The sequence below is a fragment of the Aeromonas sp. QDB54 genome (assembly GCF_027707385.1).
GTDB classification, from domain to species: Bacteria; Pseudomonadota; Gammaproteobacteria; order Enterobacterales; family Aeromonadaceae; genus Aeromonas; species Aeromonas hydrophila.
Genome location: NZ_JAPCIT010000004.1, coordinates 110,732 through 124,661, shown reverse-complemented (window position 1 = coordinate 124,661; position 13,930 = coordinate 110,732). Strand labels below are relative to the sequence as shown.

Below are 13,930 nucleotides of genomic sequence, written 5' to 3'. Positions count from 1 at the left end.
GCTCACGGTCCTTTGCCATCAGGAGCTGCCCATGGGACAGAAAAACAACGCATTCATTCCCCTCAAGATCGCCGTGCTGACGGTCTCCGACAGCCGTACCGCCGCCGATGACAGTGCGGGCGACTATCTGGTTTCTGCCCTGACCGATGCCGGCCACGTGCTGGCCGACCGGGCGCTCTGCCCCGACAACCTGTTTCGCATTCGCGCTCAGGTGAGTGACTGGATCGCCGATGAGGGGGTGCAGGTAGTGCTCATCAACGGCGGCACCGGCTTCAACGAACAAAACCGGGTGCCCGAGGCGGTTGGCGTGCTGTTCGAGCGTACCGTACAGGGCTTTGGTGAACTGTTCCGCCAGCTCTCCTTTGCCGAAATCAAGGGCTCCGCCATGCAGAGCCGCGCACTGGCCGGGCTGGCCAATCGCACCCTGATCTGCTGCCTGCCTGGCTCCCCTGGCGCCTGCCAGCTGGGTTGGGAGAAGCTTGTCCAGGACCAGCTCGATGCCCGCACCAAGCCGTGCAACTTTGTCTCCCATCTTTGAGGGCCTTTGATGAACCCGACTGAACCCAAGCAGACTCAGCCCAACCTGACCCATCTCAACCAGAGCGGCGAAGCCCACATGGTGGATGTGACCGACAAGCAGGTGACCGAGCGTGAGGCTCGCGCCGAGGCGTTTGTCACCATGGCCCCCGCGACCCTGGCCCTGATCCTGAGCGGTCAGCACCACAAGGGGGACGTGTTCGCCACCGCCCGCATCGCCGGCATCATGGCGGCCAAGAAGACCTCGGACCTCATTCCCCTTTGCCATCCACTGGCCCTTACCCGGGTGGAGGTAGAGATAGAACCCCAGGCGGAGCAAAATAGGGTCCACATTCGCACCCTCTGCAAGCTGGCCGGCAAGACCGGGGTAGAGATGGAGGCACTGACCGCCGCCTCGGTGGCGGCGCTGACCATCTACGACATGTGCAAGGCGGTGCAAAAGGACATGGTGATCGAACAGGTGCGGCTGGTGGAGAAAAAGGGCGGCAAGTCCGGCCATTTTCAGCTGGGTGTGACTGACGGAGAGCAAGCATGATCAAGGTACTCTTTTTTGCCCAGGTGAGAGAGCTGGTGGCCTGCGACGAGCTGAGCCTGCCGTGCGACTACGCGACTGCCGAGCAACTGCGCAGCGCCTTGAGCGAGCGCGGCGACAAGTGGGCGCTGGCGCTGGAAGCGGGCAAGCTGCTGGTGGCGGTCAACCAGACCCTGGTGCCGCTGGATACGCCCCTTCATGATGGCGATGAGGTCGCCTTCTTCCCGCCGGTGACCGGAGGTTAAGGATGAGCAAGGCAACCATGACCGATCGCATTCTGGTGCAGCGGGATGACTTCTCGCTGGCCGACGAATATGCCCGCCTCGCCGCCCGGCAGGACACCGGCGCCGTGGTCAGCTTTGTTGGCAAGGTACGCGACTTCAATCAGGGGGAGCAGGTGAAGGGGCTGGCCCTCGAGCACTATCCCGGCATGACCGAGAAGGCGCTGACGGACATAGTGGCCGAGGCCCGCAGCCGCTGGCCGCTGCAGGAGTGCACCCTGATCCACCGCATCGGCGAGCTGCTGCTCGGCGATCAGATCGTGCTGGTGGTGGTGAGCAGTGCCCACCGCGAGGCGGCCTTCGAGGCCTGCCATTTCATCATGGATTTCTTGAAAACCCGGGCGCCGTTCTGGAAAAAAGAGCTGACCGCCGAAGGGGTACAACGCTGGGTCGAGGCCAAGGAGAGCGACAACACTGCCGCCGCCCGCTGGCAAGCTTGACCTGTTCAAGGGGGCTGGCTCATCGGGAGCCGCGGCCCCTGTTTTCGGGGCCGCCCCCTTGGTTGGGGATAAATAAAAGCGGCCCCAATCAGGAGGTAAAGGAATGAAACCGCTGTTATCCGTTGTCATCGCCGGGGTCTGCGCCAGTGCGCTGCAGGCAGGTGCCGTGCAGGCCGATGAGGTCAAGGTGGCCGTGGCCGCCAACTTCAAGGGCACCATAGAGCGCATCGGCAAGGAGTTCACCGCCAAGACCGGCCACACCCTGGCCATCTCCTCCGCCGCGACCGGGGTGCTCTACACCCAAATCAGCCACGGCGCCCCGTTCGATCTCTTCCTCTCCGCCGATGTGAAAACCCCGCAGAAGCTGGAGCAGGAGGGCAAGGGCAGCGAGCGTTTCACCTACGCCATCGGCCAGCTGGGTTTGTGGCAGAAGGGGGGGCCGGCTCCTGACGAGGCAACCCTGCGCAGCTGGAAGGGCAACCTCGCCATCGCCAACCCGAAAACCGCTCCCTACGGCACCGCCGCCATGGCGGCCCTCGATCATCTCAAGATCGATCCCAAGCAGTACCGCCTGCTGACCGGCACCAACATCGGCCAGACCTGGCAGTTCGTCGATACCGGCAACGCCGAGCTGGGTTTCGTCGCCTGGGCCAACCTGGTGGAAGCGGGCAAGACCGGCGAAGCCTGGGCCGTGCCGGCCGACTTCTATCCGCCCATCGAACAGCAGGGGCTGGTATTGAAGAAAGGGGCGGCAGTCGAGGCGCTGGTGGCCTGGCTCAAGGGGCCGGGTCAGGCACAGATCAAGGCGGCGGGCTATGCGCTGCCACACTGATGGCGCAATCACACACCTCCTGATGAGTGGCCGGCCCTCGGGTCGGCCCACTTTTGCGATAAGGATGCGCACCATGCCGTTGCCTGAATTCACCCGGGAGGTGGGTGATGAGTATTGAAAGAGATCTGCTGGCAATGACTCGTCTAACTCGGGATCAGTGCTACCGGGAGTGCGGCTCATTCGCCGTGTCGGGTGCTGGAGCTGGCGTTGGGAGTTAGTCCGATGAGTGAAGGGGATCTGCTGGCGGTCTGGCTCACCCTGAGACTGGCAGCCAGCACCACCGCCATCCTGCTGCTGCTCTCGCCGCCGCTGGCCTGGTGGCTGTCGCGCAGCCAGCACAGGCTCAGACCCGTGGTGGAGGCCCTGGTGGCGCTGCCGCTGGTGCTGCCGCCAACGGTGCTCGGTTTCTATCTGCTGCTGGCCTTCTCCCCCTCCTACGGATTGGGTGCCTGGTGGCGTGACACCTTCGGGGCGCCGCTCGCCTTCAGCTTTACCGGCCTGCTGCTGGCCTCCATCCTCTACTCGCTTCCTTTCGTGGTGCAGCCGCTCACCTCCGCCTTCGTCAACATGGGCAACAAGGAGCTGGAGGCCGCCGCCACCCTGGGGCTCGGGCCGGTGGAACGCTTCTTTCACATCATCTTGCCGATGACGCTGCCCAGCTTCGTGATGGCGGCGGCGCTCGGTTTTGCCCACACCCTGGGGGAGTTCGGGGTGGTGCTGATGATTGGCGGCAACATCCCCGGCGAAACCCAGGTACTCTCTATCGCCCTGTTTGATCACGTGGAGACGATGGACTATCAAAATGCCCACCTGCTGGCGGGTGGCCTGATGGGCTTCTCGCTGGTGATGCTGGTGCTGGTGTACGGGGTGCTGCAGCGCCGGCAACGGAGGCTGTTCGGATGAGCGATACCCGCAAGGCGCAACCGCTGCAACTCAAGGTGAGGCGGGCGTTCGGCGCCTTTACCCTCGACTGTGAACTGGCCCTGGAGCTGGGGGGCATCCTCGGTCTGTTCGGCCCCTCCGGCTGCGGCAAGAGCAGCCTGCTGCGCATCATCGCCGGGCTGGACAGGGCGCCGGACGACAAGTTGAACTGGCAGGGCAGGGGGCTGAGCGAGCTGCTGCCCGAGGCGCGCCGCATCGGGCTGGTGTTTCAGGATTCGCGTCTCTTCCCCCATCTGAGCGTGCTCGGCAACCTGCAACTGGCGGCCCGCAAGGGGCGAGGGCGCTGGCAACCCGAGGCGCTGGCGGCGCGGCTCGGCTTTGCCGAACTGCTGCCCCAGCCGGCCCACGGCCTCTCCGGCGGCCAGCGCCAGCGGGTGGCGCTGGCCCGGGCCCTGTTGGCCGAGCCTGATCTGCTGCTGCTGGATGAGCCTTTTTCTGCGCTGGACAGGCGCAGCCGCATCCATCAAGCCCACGTGCTCAAGGGCTTGCAGCAGGAGAGCGGTATCCCGATGATCTTCGTCAGCCACGCCATGGAGGAGGTGAGCCTGCTGTGCGATCAGCTGGTGCTGCTGGCGGAGGGCCGGGTGGAGGCGCAAGGCCGGCCGAGCGAGATCTTCGCCCGCACCGACCTGTCGCTCGCCAGTCGCGACGACGCAGGGGTGATGCTGGCGGCGACCCTCTCTCACTACGATGACGACGAGCAGATGGCGACCCTGCAGCTCGGCGAACAGCAGTTGCGGGTCACCATGACCCAGGTGCCGGATGATGGCGGCCCCTTGCAGATCAAGGTGGCCGGGCGAGACGTGGTGATCGCCACCGCCCCCATCGAACACTCCAGCCTCTCCAACTGTCTCACCACTCGATTGTTGGCCGAACGCGAAGTGCGCCCAGGTCAGACCCTGTTGCAGTTGGCGCTGGGTCAGCAGATACTGCTGGCCCGGATCACCAGCCGCTCCGCCAGACGGCTGGCACTCGCCCCGAACCAGCAGATCTACGCCTACATCAAGGCGGTGAGCCTGGTCAGCGAGGGTTGAGTGGATTGCAGAAGAGGCAGAAAATCAGGATGGTTCAGCGGATGAGTCGAGAGGCAATGAACTGATGCGCCGCAATCAGGTGATGAAATCCAACGGTCTTGCCCTGCGCAGCGCGGGGGAGGGCCCCTTGTTGTTGCTGCTGCACGGGCTGGGCTCCTCCAGCCTCGACTGGCAGGCGCAGATCGAACGCTTTTCCGAGCACTACCGGGTGGTGGCGCTGGATCTGCGCGGCCACGGACAGAGCATGCAGGAGGGGCCGTTCGATGTGACGACCCTGGCGGCGGACGTGGTGAACTGGCTGGACGAACAGCCTGAGCCCGCCTGGGTGGTGGGATTGTCATTGGGGGCCATGGTGGCGCTGGAGCTGGCACTGCAACTGCCCCACAAGGTGCAGGGGCTGGTGCTGGTCAACGGCTTCAGCGAATTTCTGCTGGAGACGCCAAAAGAGCAGGAGCGCTTTGCCCAGCGCCTCAAGTGGCTGCGCTGGTTCGGCCTGCGGCCGCTCGCCTGGTGGCTTGGCCGCGAGCTCTTTCCCGGCCCCGACCTTGCCCAGGTGCGTCACACCTTCCGGCTGCGTTTCGTGCGCAACAAGAAGAAAACCTACAAGGCGCTGCTGGAGGCACTGCCCGGCTGGTCGGTGCGCGCCCGGCTCGGCAACATCTGGCAGCCGGTGGCCATCATCTCCACCAGTCACGACTATCTGCCGCTGGCCAAGCGGGTGGAGCAGTTCGCCTCCCTGCCCAACGCCACCATCCACACCCCCAACGGCCACCACGCCTGGCCGGCGGAAGATCCCTCCGGCTTCAATCATTTGTTGCAGCGGATCCTCTCAACCCATTGAGGGGGGAGGTAGTAAAGGTGGATAAAAAAGCCGACTCAGGGGTCGGCTTTTTGTTAGTGCAAAGGCTCGCTGGGGTGATTCACCCGTGCGAGCAGACCGGGCAGTCGGGGCGTTTTGGCAGCTTCATCTCGCGAAAGGTGCCGCCAAGGCCGTCGATCATCAGCAGGCGACCACTGTAACTGCGGCCCATCCCCGCCAAGAGCTTGATGGCTTCGAGCGCCTGCAGGCTGCCCACCAGTCCCACTACGGGGGCGAGCACTCCCGCCTCGACGCAAGTCAGGGCCTGCTCGCCAAACAGGGCGCTGAGGCAGGCGTAGCAGGGTTCCCCTTCCTGCCAGGTGAAACTGCAGACTTGTCCCTCCAGCCGGATGGCGGCGCCGCTGACCAGCGGCACGCCGTGCTGGCGGGCTTTTTGGTTGAGCAGGTTGCGAATGGCCAGGTTGTCGGTGCAATCCAATACCAGCTGGTGGCGTGGCAACAGGGCATCGAGCAGCGTCTCGTCGGCCACGGCGGCGTGGGTCTCCACGTTGAGCCAGGGGTTGAGGGCGCGCAGGGACTGGGCTGCGGAGTCCACCTTGTAGTGGCCGATGCGCTCATCGGTGTGCAGCACCTGGCGCTGCAGGTTGGAGAGCTCCACCCGATCGAAATCGACCAGGGTGAGCTGGCCGACCCCGGCCACCGCCAGATACTGGCTGGCGGCGCAGCCGAGGCCGCCGGCGCCGATCACCAGCACCCTGGCCTGCTTGAGCGCCTCCTGCCCCTCGAAGTCGAAGGATTTGAGGATGATCTGGCGGTTGTAGCGCAAGAGCTCGGCATCGCTCAGGATCTCGCTCATAGCAGCAATCCCCCGAACGGTTCGACGGTGACCGTCTCGCCTGCCGCGACACGACCCCGCTCGCGCTCAAGGACGATGTAACAGTTGGCGCGCGACAGGGAGCTGAACACGGCGGAGTCCTGCGAGCCGGTGCTGCGCACCTCCAGGCCGTTTGGCCCCTGAGTCAGGATGCCGCGCTGAAAGTCGAGCCGGCCCGGCGCCTTCTTGAGCGGCTCGGCCGCGATGGCGTTGAGCTGGAGCGGGCGCTCGAAGCGTTGGCCGGCCAGCTTGGCCAGCGCCGGTTGCACCAGCTGATCGAAGGTGACCATGGCGGAGACCGGGTTGCCCGGCAGGCCGAAGAACCAGGCGTGGGGCAGGCGACCGAAGGCAAACGGCTTGCCCGGCTTGATGGCGAGCTTCCAGAAGCCTATTTCGCCGAGCTCCTCCAGCAGCTGTTTGGTGAAGTCCGCTTCCCCCACCGAGACGCCGCCGGTGGTGATGAGGGCGTCGGCCTCGCGATCGGCCTTCAGAAAGGCAGCGCGCAGCTGGGCCGGATCGTCCGGGATGATGCCAAGGTCGAGGCAATCACAGCCCATGCGATCCAGCATGGCTCGCACGCCGTAGCGGTTGGAGTCGTAGATGTCGCCGTGGGCGAGGGGAGTGCCGACCGGCTTGAGCTCGTCACCGGTACTGAAGATGGCCACTTTTAGCGGCCGACGTACCGACACGCTGGCAATGCCGAGGGAGGCCAGCAGCGGCATCTCCCGGGCGGTGAGGCGAGTACCGGCCGCGAGCACGCTGGCGCCCTCGCGGATGTCTTCGCCGCGGCGGCGAATGTTCTGGCCGGGCACCGGCGTGGTCAAAAAGGTGATCCTGTCGCCGTCGGCCTGCGTTTCTTCCTGCATCACCACCGCATCCGTCCCGGCCGGTACCGGGGCGCCGGTCATGATGCGCACGCAGTGGCCGGCGGGCCACTCACCCTGATAGGGCTGACCGGCGAAGGCTTTGCCCGCCATGATGAGGGGGGCGCCGCCAGCGAGATCCGCCAGCCGCACCGCGTAACCATCCATGGCGGAGTTGTCGAACGGAGGCACGGAGAGAGGGGAGGCGATATCCATGGCGAGTACCCGGCCAAGGGCCTCTGGCAGGGGCAGCTGTTCGCTGTCGCAGCAGCCGTCAAGCTGTGCCAGCATGCCCTGCAGGGCGTCGCTCAGGGGGAGTAGTCCGCTGGTATCAAATCCCATGTCATGACCTCATTGTGTGATGGAGGGGGAGTAGAGGGCGGATTATCCCAAAAATCCAGCTGGATGGGCAGGTTGCAGCGGGATAAAACCGACTGGCTGCACAGATAGGCTGCGACCGGAGCGAAAGGGTACCCCCGTATGGGGAGCGCCGGCGGGGTAAAATTCGCCGGATTGGCATAAAGTCAGGGAACAGGCTTGAGTTAGCTTGAATTATGACAATAATCGCCGTTTACTATTGCGCCAAAACAGAATGCCGTCATAGACAAGGCGGCCATCACAGTCCCTGAGCGTGGGAGAGGAACAAGATGACGAGCTTAAGTCGGGAAGCCCTGTTGGTCAGGGCCGCCCTCGAGGCCGAGGGCCTCGAAACACCTCTGGTGGCCAATGCACTGGACGGTCAGCAGAAGCGGGAGAAGATCGAAGGTCACATGCGCGCCATCATGGAGACGCTGGGGCTGGATCTGGCCGATGACAGTCTGGCGGAGACGCCGCACCGCATCGCCAAGATGTACGTCAACGAGATCTTCTCCGGCCTCGATTACGCCACCTTCCCCAAGGTGACGGTGATCGAGAACAAGATGAAGGTGGACGAGATGATCATGGTGCGGGACATCAGCCTCACCAGCACCTGCGAGCACCACTTCGTCACCATCGACGGGTTGGCCCACGTGGCCTACATCCCCCGTGGCAAGGTGATCGGGCTCTCCAAGATCAACCGCATCGTGCAGTTCTTTGCCCGCCGTCCCCAGGTGCAGGAGCGACTGACCCAGCAGATCTTGCTGGCGCTGCAGACCCTGCTCGGCACCAAGGATGTGGCCATCAGCATCAAGGCGACCCACTTCTGCGTGAAGGCCCGCGGCGTGATGGACTCCACCTCCTACACCACCACCACCTCCCTCGGTGGGGTGTTCAAGACCCAGCCCGATACCCGTGCCGAATTCCTGGCCGGCCTGAAGCGCTGATCTGCCCGGAGACGTGCCGCCGCGGCGGCATGTCTCCTCGCTTTTTCCCCCCTTTTTTCCTTCTCCTGACTGCCCGCCGATTGCCCCGACGATTTTCCTCAAGGGATTGGCAGGCCCGGTCGATATATCGTTTCATGGCTTGGGTGCGCTCCTGGGGAGTGCACCCAAGCCAGCAAGGTGCCTGTTCCGGCGGCTCTCTCGACCGGGGTCTTGCTGCCGTTTCCCTGCCATGTGTCATTGTGGCTTGGGCTCGGCGCTTGGGCAGCTCGGCACTTTGGCAACACTGTTCGCCTCGTTCATGCAAGGACATAGATTCATCAAGGCTGGATGAGCCGCCATGGAGGCGGTGACCGCGGATCGTATCGCTACGGTCCAGACGAGCGTTATCTGTTCACTCATATCCAGGACATGCCATGAATACCAGTACCATGACCATTGGCAAGAAACTCACCGCCGGCTTTGCCGTGCTCGGCCTGATGATGGCCTTCATCGGCGGCTTCTCGTTGCTGCAGTTCGGCAACATGAACCGGGCGGCCATCGGCTTTACCGACAGCATATTGCCCGCCGTGGTGCGTACCAGCACCCTGGGTGAGACCATCAACACCCTGCGCCGCTATGAACTGGATGTGTTTCTGGTGGCGGCCGACCCGCAGCAACGGGCCCACTATCGGGATCTCAGCGAGCAGAGCCTGCAAGAGGTTGCCCGGCAGGTCAAAGCCCACGACGCCACCATCTGGGCAGAGGATGTGGAGGAGCGTCGCACCTTCGATATCGTCAAGCAGGATTGGGACAAGTACGTTGCCCTGCACCAGCGGGTGCGGTTGATGCAGGATGGCGGTCAGCTGGCCGAGGCCCAGCAGCTGTTCATGAGCGAGGGGGTCACCCTCTATACCAATCTGGCCAAGTCGGTGGCGGATCTGATCCGCATCAACCATGGCTACTCCGTCAACTCTCGTGCCCAGGTGGTGGAGGCGTTTGACAGCGCCAAGCTGAGCATCATCATCGCCCTGCTGCTGGGTCTGGGGCTGGCGGGCGTGCTCTCCACCGTGCTGACCCGCCAGATCCGCGATCCCTTGGTGATGCTGGCCCGTCAGGCGCAGCGCATCGCGAGCGGTGATCTGGGCAAGGGCGAACTGCAGGAGTGGATCCGCGGCAGTCGCTTCAAGCGTGACGAGCTGGGCCAGCTCGGCGCAGCCATCGATCGCATGCAGGGTGCGCTTGCGGATCTGGTGAGCGAGATCGCCGGCTCGGTGAGCCAGCTCAGCAGCGCGGTGGAGGAGGTGAGCGCCATCTCCGAGCAATCCGCCACCGGCATGGCTCGCCAGCAGAGCGAGGTTTCTCAGGTCGCCACCGCCATGAACGAGATGCAGTCCACCGTCAACGAGGTGGCCCGCAACACCACGGACGCCATGAGTGCGGCCAAGGATGCCTCCCGCACCTCGACCCAGGGCAACCAGGTGGTGCGCAGCGCCATCAGCAGCATCGAGGAGGTGTCGGTCAAGATTGAGCAGGCGGGTGCCGTGGTGCAGCAGCTGGAGCAGGACAGCAACAACATCAGCATGGTACTGGACGTCATTCGCGGTATCGCCGAGCAGACCAACCTGCTGGCGCTCAACGCGGCCATTGAGGCGGCCCGTGCCGGCGAGCAGGGTCGTGGCTTTGCGGTCGTTGCCGACGAGGTGCGCTCCCTGGCCCAGCGCACCCAGAACTCCACCGCCGAGATCAGCAAGATGATCGAGGTGTTGCAGGAGCGCACCGCCGAGGCGGGCAGCGCCATGCAGCTGAGTCGCCAGCAGATGCAGGAGAGCGTGGGGCTGGCCCGGGAAGCGGGCAGCAGCATCGACACCATCAACGGTGCCGTCACCCAGATCACTGACATGAACACCCTGATCGCCACCGCCACCGAGGAGCAAAACGCGGTGACGGAGGAGCTCAACCGCAGCATCGTCAATATCCACAATGCGGCCGACGAGAACGCCCTGGGGGCCCAGCAGACCGCCCAGGCCTGCGTGGAGCTGAGCAAGCTGGCCAATACGCTGCACCATATGACCCAGCGTTTTACCCTCTAAGGCTGACCCTTGGTCACAGATAACAGAAGGCCCCGCCAATCGGCGGGGCCTTGTTGTTTCTGGCAGGTTTGTTGATCGCAGGGTCGATGAGCGCAGCGCCATCGGCCGGCGCCAGACCCTTTATCCGACCATTTAGCTCAGGCCGACTATCTCGCCATCTTCATCGATATTGATATGGCGGTAACCGGTGGCAGGCTGTCGAGGCGGTGGCTTGGCCTGCAGCTGGCACTCACCATCAACCATCAGCTCAGGCCGACGATATCGCCGTTATCGTCGATATCGATATGACGGTAGGCCGGCAGGCTGCCAAGGCCCGGCATGGTCATGATGGGGCCCGCCAGGGCATAGACGAAGCCGGCACCGGCGCACAGCTTCACCTCCTCGATGGGCACCTCGAAGTCCGTCGGCACCCCCTTGAGGGCGGGGTCATGGCTGATGGAGAGCGGCGTCTTGGCCACGCAGACCGGCAAGTGATCCCATCCTTCGGCAGAGAGTTGCGCCAACTGGCGGCGCGCGCGCTCAGAGAGCTGCACGCCGCGCCCGCCATAACCGCACTCCACCAGGGTTGCCAGCTTGGCGTCCAGGCTCATCTCGTCGGGGTAGAGCAGTTTGACCTTGCCCGGTTGCTCACAGGCGGCCACCACGGCCTGGGCCAGCTCGCTGGCACCGGCCCCACCCTGGGTAAAGGCGCTGGAGATGGCGCTGCCACAAGCGCCGGCCCGCATCGCCGCGCGGGCCAGCAGGGCCAGCTCGGCCTCGCTGTCGGTGGGGAAGCGGTTGATGGCGACCACCACCGGCACCCCGTAGCGGCGGGCATTGGCGATGTGCCAGCCGAGGTTGGCGCAGCCCTGCTCAAGGGTCGGCAGATCCTCGCGCAGCAGGCTTTCCGGCAGCGGCTGACCCGGCCGAATGTCGAGCAGGCCGCTGTTGGCCTTGAGGCCGCGCACCGTCGCCACCAGCACCACGCAGGCCGGCGTGATGCCGGACTGGCGATGCTTGATGTTGAAGAACTTCTCCAGCCCCATGTCGGAGCCAAAACCCGCCTCGGTCACCACGTAATCGGTGAGGCCGAGGGCCATGCGATCGGCGATCACCGAGGAGTTGCCGTGGGCGATGTTGGCAAAGGGGCCGGCGTGCACCAGCACCGGGGTCTGCTCGGTGGTCTGCATCAGGGTCGGCTGCAGGGCCTCTTTGAGCAGCACCGTCATGGCGCCCGCCACTTCCAGCTGCTCGGCGGTGATGGGTTTGCCGTGCAGGTCGCGGGCCAGCTGGATGCGGCCGATGCGCTGGCGCAGGTCTTTCAGATCGCTCGCCAGCGCCAGAATGGCCATCAGCTCGGAGGCGGCGGTGATGACGAAGCGATCCTGGCGCTCGACGCCATCGGCGGCGCCCCCCTGTCCAATCGTGAGGTGGCGCAGGGCGCGGTCGTTCATGTCGAGGGTGCGCGGCCAGAGGATGTTGGCCGGGTCGATATCGAGGCGCTGCAGGCCGGTTCTGGTGCTGAACTGGTCACCGAGTTTGCGCTCATGGAACAGGCGGGCATCGAGGGCCGCCGCCGCCAGGTTGTGGGCGGCGGTGAGGGCGTGAAAGTCACCGGTGAGGTGCAGGTTCATCTCCTCCATCGGCACCACCTGGGCGTGACCGCCACCGGCGGCGCCCCCCTTGACCCCGAACACCGGGCCCAGGCTCGGCTGGCGGATGGTGGCGATGCTGGGCTGGCCGATATGGTTGAGCCCCATGGAGAGGCCGAGGGTGGTCACCGTCTTGCCCTCGCCAAGCGGGGTGGGAGTGATGGCGCTCACCAGCACCAGCTTGCCCGCCGGTTTGGGGAGAGACTTGAGCAGCTCGAGGCTGAGTTTGCCCTTGTAGTGACCGTAAGGATGGAGCTGGTGCGAAGGGATGGCGAGGCGTTCGGCCAGCGCGTGAATGGAGAGACGGGGGGACTGGCGGGAGATCTCGATATCGCTTAGCATCAGCACCTCGTTGGCATGTCAGGTCAAATATGCGGCGCAGTCTAGTGGAATCAACAGGGTTATCCAATGAGTAATAATATTTTGTCCGGCAATCGTGAGCTGCATCTAACGCCCATCGAGCTGGATCTCAACACCCTCTATCACCCGCCCAAACAGCCGTTGACCGCGCTGGGGGTCGTCAGCGCCTTCATCCCGCTGTTTGGTTATGGCTGGCAGGCGATGACCCAGGATCCCGAGACCCACTTTCGCCATGAACTGGGCAAGCGCATCAACAAGCACAAGACCGACGAAGCCAATCTCATCCTGACCCTGCAGCTGGCCGGCATGCTCGATTGCCACTGCCTGCACATCACCCTGCCCTATGCCTTTGACGAGGCGCAGCTGACGACCCTGCGCCAGCGCCTGCCGCGCTGGCAGCTGAGCCTGCGCGACTTGCTGCTGGTGGCCGAGCTGCCGCTGCCTGCCGATAGCGTCGCCTCATAGTTATCCCGTCACCTCGGTCGCTGCAAGTCTTAAGCCTTGCGATCCCAGTAGTGGGGGGCGAGATAGCGCTCCTGCACGAATTCGATGAAACAGCGCACCTTGGCCGAGACGAAACGGCGGTGCGGATAGAGGGCATAGAGCCCCACCTGCCCCTTCTCCCACTCCGGCAGCAGTGACACCAGGGCGCCGGAGCGCAGCGCATCGCCGACGATGAAGGTGGGCTGCAGTATGATGCCCTGATCGTCGCAGGCCGCCCGGGTCAGGGCCACCCCGTTGTTGGCCCGCAGCGGCCCCTGCGGGCGCACGCTCAGCTGCTCGCCATCCCGTTTGAACACCCAGTCCGGCTGGGTCAGGGTGTAGAGCAGGCAGTCGTGCTGCTTGAGATCCTCCGGGGTGCTCGGCGTGCCTCGGCGTGCCAGATAGGCCGGGCTGGCACATACCTCCAGCCGCATCATGGCCAGCGGCTTGGCCACCAGGGAGGAGTCCGGCAGGTTGCCGATGCGCAGCGCCAGATCGAACCCCTCTTCCACCAGCGCCACCCGTCGGTCGCTGTACTCTATCTCCAGCTTCAGATCCGGGTAGCGTTCACGAAACAGCGGCAGGGCGGGTGAGAGGTGCAGGTAGCCAAAATCCATCGGCACCGACAGCTTGAGGGTGCCCTGGGGCTGCTGGTTGTTGCGGGTCAGCTGGCTGTGGGTCTCTTCGAGTTCCGCCAGCAGCGCCTGGGTGCGCTGGTAGTAGAACTGGCCGGCCTCGGTGGGGTTCACCTGGCGGGTGGTGCGCGACAGCAGCCGGGTGGAGAGCGACTCCTCCAGCTGCTGCATCAGCTTGGAGGTCATGGCGACCGAGATGCCGAGCTGGTTGGCGGCCTTGGTAAAACTTTGACACTCCACCACCTTGATGAAGGTGCGCATGGCGGCTATCTGGTCCATCTTTCACTCTCAGT

Annotated in this window: 15 protein-coding genes; 11 read left to right on the top strand and 4 right to left on the bottom strand. The window is 64.6% G+C overall.

The window, feature by feature from the left end:
• Positions 1-31: 31 nt before the first annotated feature.
• The 8 genes from moaB (at position 32) to PG881_RS05390 (ending at position 5,439) form a co-directional block, all read left to right on the top strand.
• Positions 32-538 (top strand): molybdenum cofactor biosynthesis protein B, encoded by a 507-nt coding sequence (moaB, locus tag PG881_RS05425; RefSeq protein ID WP_011705486.1) that lies wholly within the window; start codon positions 32-34, stop codon positions 536-538.
• 9 nt (positions 539-547) lie between these two features.
• A complete protein-coding gene (gene moaC / locus PG881_RS05420) occupies positions 548-1,072 on the top strand; it encodes a cyclic pyranopterin monophosphate synthase MoaC (protein WP_011705487.1) in 525 nt (174 codons plus the stop codon).
• Positions 1,069-1,314, top strand: a complete 246-nt coding sequence (moaD, locus tag PG881_RS05415) for a molybdopterin synthase sulfur carrier subunit (RefSeq protein ID WP_016350256.1) — start codon at positions 1,069-1,071, stop codon at positions 1,312-1,314. Before moaC ends, moaD begins: the two co-directional genes overlap by 4 nt.
• Positions 1,315-1,316: 2 nt before the next feature.
• A complete protein-coding gene (gene moaE / locus PG881_RS05410) occupies positions 1,317-1,790 on the top strand; it encodes a molybdopterin synthase catalytic subunit MoaE (RefSeq protein ID WP_270798493.1) in 474 nt (157 codons plus the stop codon).
• A 103-nt stretch (positions 1,791-1,893) separates the two neighbouring features.
• On the top strand, positions 1,894-2,622 hold the full coding sequence (gene modA, locus PG881_RS05405; RefSeq protein ID WP_270798491.1) for a molybdate ABC transporter substrate-binding protein: 729 nt from the start codon (positions 1,894-1,896) through the stop codon (positions 2,620-2,622).
• A gap of 222 nt (positions 2,623-2,844) precedes the next feature.
• On the top strand, positions 2,845-3,525 hold the full coding sequence (gene modB, locus PG881_RS05400; RefSeq protein ID WP_016350259.1) for a molybdate ABC transporter permease subunit: 681 nt from the start codon (positions 2,845-2,847) through the stop codon (positions 3,523-3,525).
• Entirely contained in the window at positions 3,522-4,598 is a 1,077-nt protein-coding gene (gene modC / locus PG881_RS05395; protein WP_270798486.1) for a molybdenum ABC transporter ATP-binding protein, read from the top strand. Before modB ends, modC begins: the two co-directional genes overlap by 4 nt.
• A gap of 64 nt (positions 4,599-4,662) precedes the next feature.
• Positions 4,663-5,439: an alpha/beta fold hydrolase gene (locus PG881_RS05390; protein ID WP_162901982.1), complete on the top strand. Its 777-nt coding sequence runs from the start codon at positions 4,663-4,665 to the stop codon at positions 5,437-5,439.
• A gap of 79 nt (positions 5,440-5,518) precedes the next feature.
• Here the strand turns inward: PG881_RS05390 and moeB are convergent, their stop codons facing one another.
• Together moeB and moeA are read right to left on the bottom strand one after the other, a co-directional pair.
• Positions 5,519-6,274 carry a molybdopterin-synthase adenylyltransferase MoeB gene (moeB, locus tag PG881_RS05385; RefSeq protein WP_270798475.1) on the bottom strand — a complete coding sequence of 252 codons (756 nt, stop codon included), beginning with the start codon at positions 6,272-6,274 and terminating at the stop codon, positions 5,519-5,521.
• Positions 6,271-7,497, bottom strand: coding sequence for a molybdopterin molybdotransferase MoeA (gene moeA, locus PG881_RS05380; RefSeq protein WP_270798473.1), 1,227 nt, complete (start codon positions 7,495-7,497; stop codon positions 6,271-6,273). Before moeA ends, moeB begins: the two co-directional genes overlap by 4 nt.
• Positions 7,498-7,802: 305 nt before the next feature.
• Here moeA and folE point away from each other — a divergent pair, with 305 nt between their 5' ends.
• Positions 7,803-8,459, top strand: a complete 657-nt coding sequence (gene folE / locus PG881_RS05375) for a GTP cyclohydrolase I FolE (RefSeq protein WP_011705496.1) — start codon at positions 7,803-7,805, stop codon at positions 8,457-8,459.
• Between the two features lie 413 nt (positions 8,460-8,872).
• A complete protein-coding gene (locus PG881_RS05370) occupies positions 8,873-10,528 on the top strand; it encodes a methyl-accepting chemotaxis protein (RefSeq protein ID WP_076359907.1) in 1,656 nt (551 codons plus the stop codon).
• A 242-nt stretch (positions 10,529-10,770) separates the two neighbouring features.
• On the opposite strand, the gene PG881_RS05365 is transcribed toward PG881_RS05370, so the two are convergent.
• Entirely contained in the window at positions 10,771-12,501 is a 1,731-nt protein-coding gene (locus PG881_RS05365) for a formate--tetrahydrofolate ligase (protein WP_270798469.1), read from the bottom strand.
• A gap of 66 nt (positions 12,502-12,567) precedes the next feature.
• On the opposite strand from PG881_RS05365, the gene PG881_RS05360 reads away from it, so the two are divergent.
• Positions 12,568-12,984, top strand: a complete 417-nt coding sequence (locus PG881_RS05360) for a hypothetical protein (protein WP_270798467.1) — start codon at positions 12,568-12,570, stop codon at positions 12,982-12,984.
• 29 nt (positions 12,985-13,013) lie between these two features.
• On the opposite strand, the gene PG881_RS05355 is transcribed toward PG881_RS05360, so the two are convergent.
• Positions 13,014-13,916 (bottom strand): LysR family transcriptional regulator, encoded by a 903-nt coding sequence (locus PG881_RS05355; RefSeq protein WP_270798464.1) that lies wholly within the window; start codon positions 13,914-13,916, stop codon positions 13,014-13,016.
• Positions 13,917-13,930: the final 14 nt, after the last annotated feature.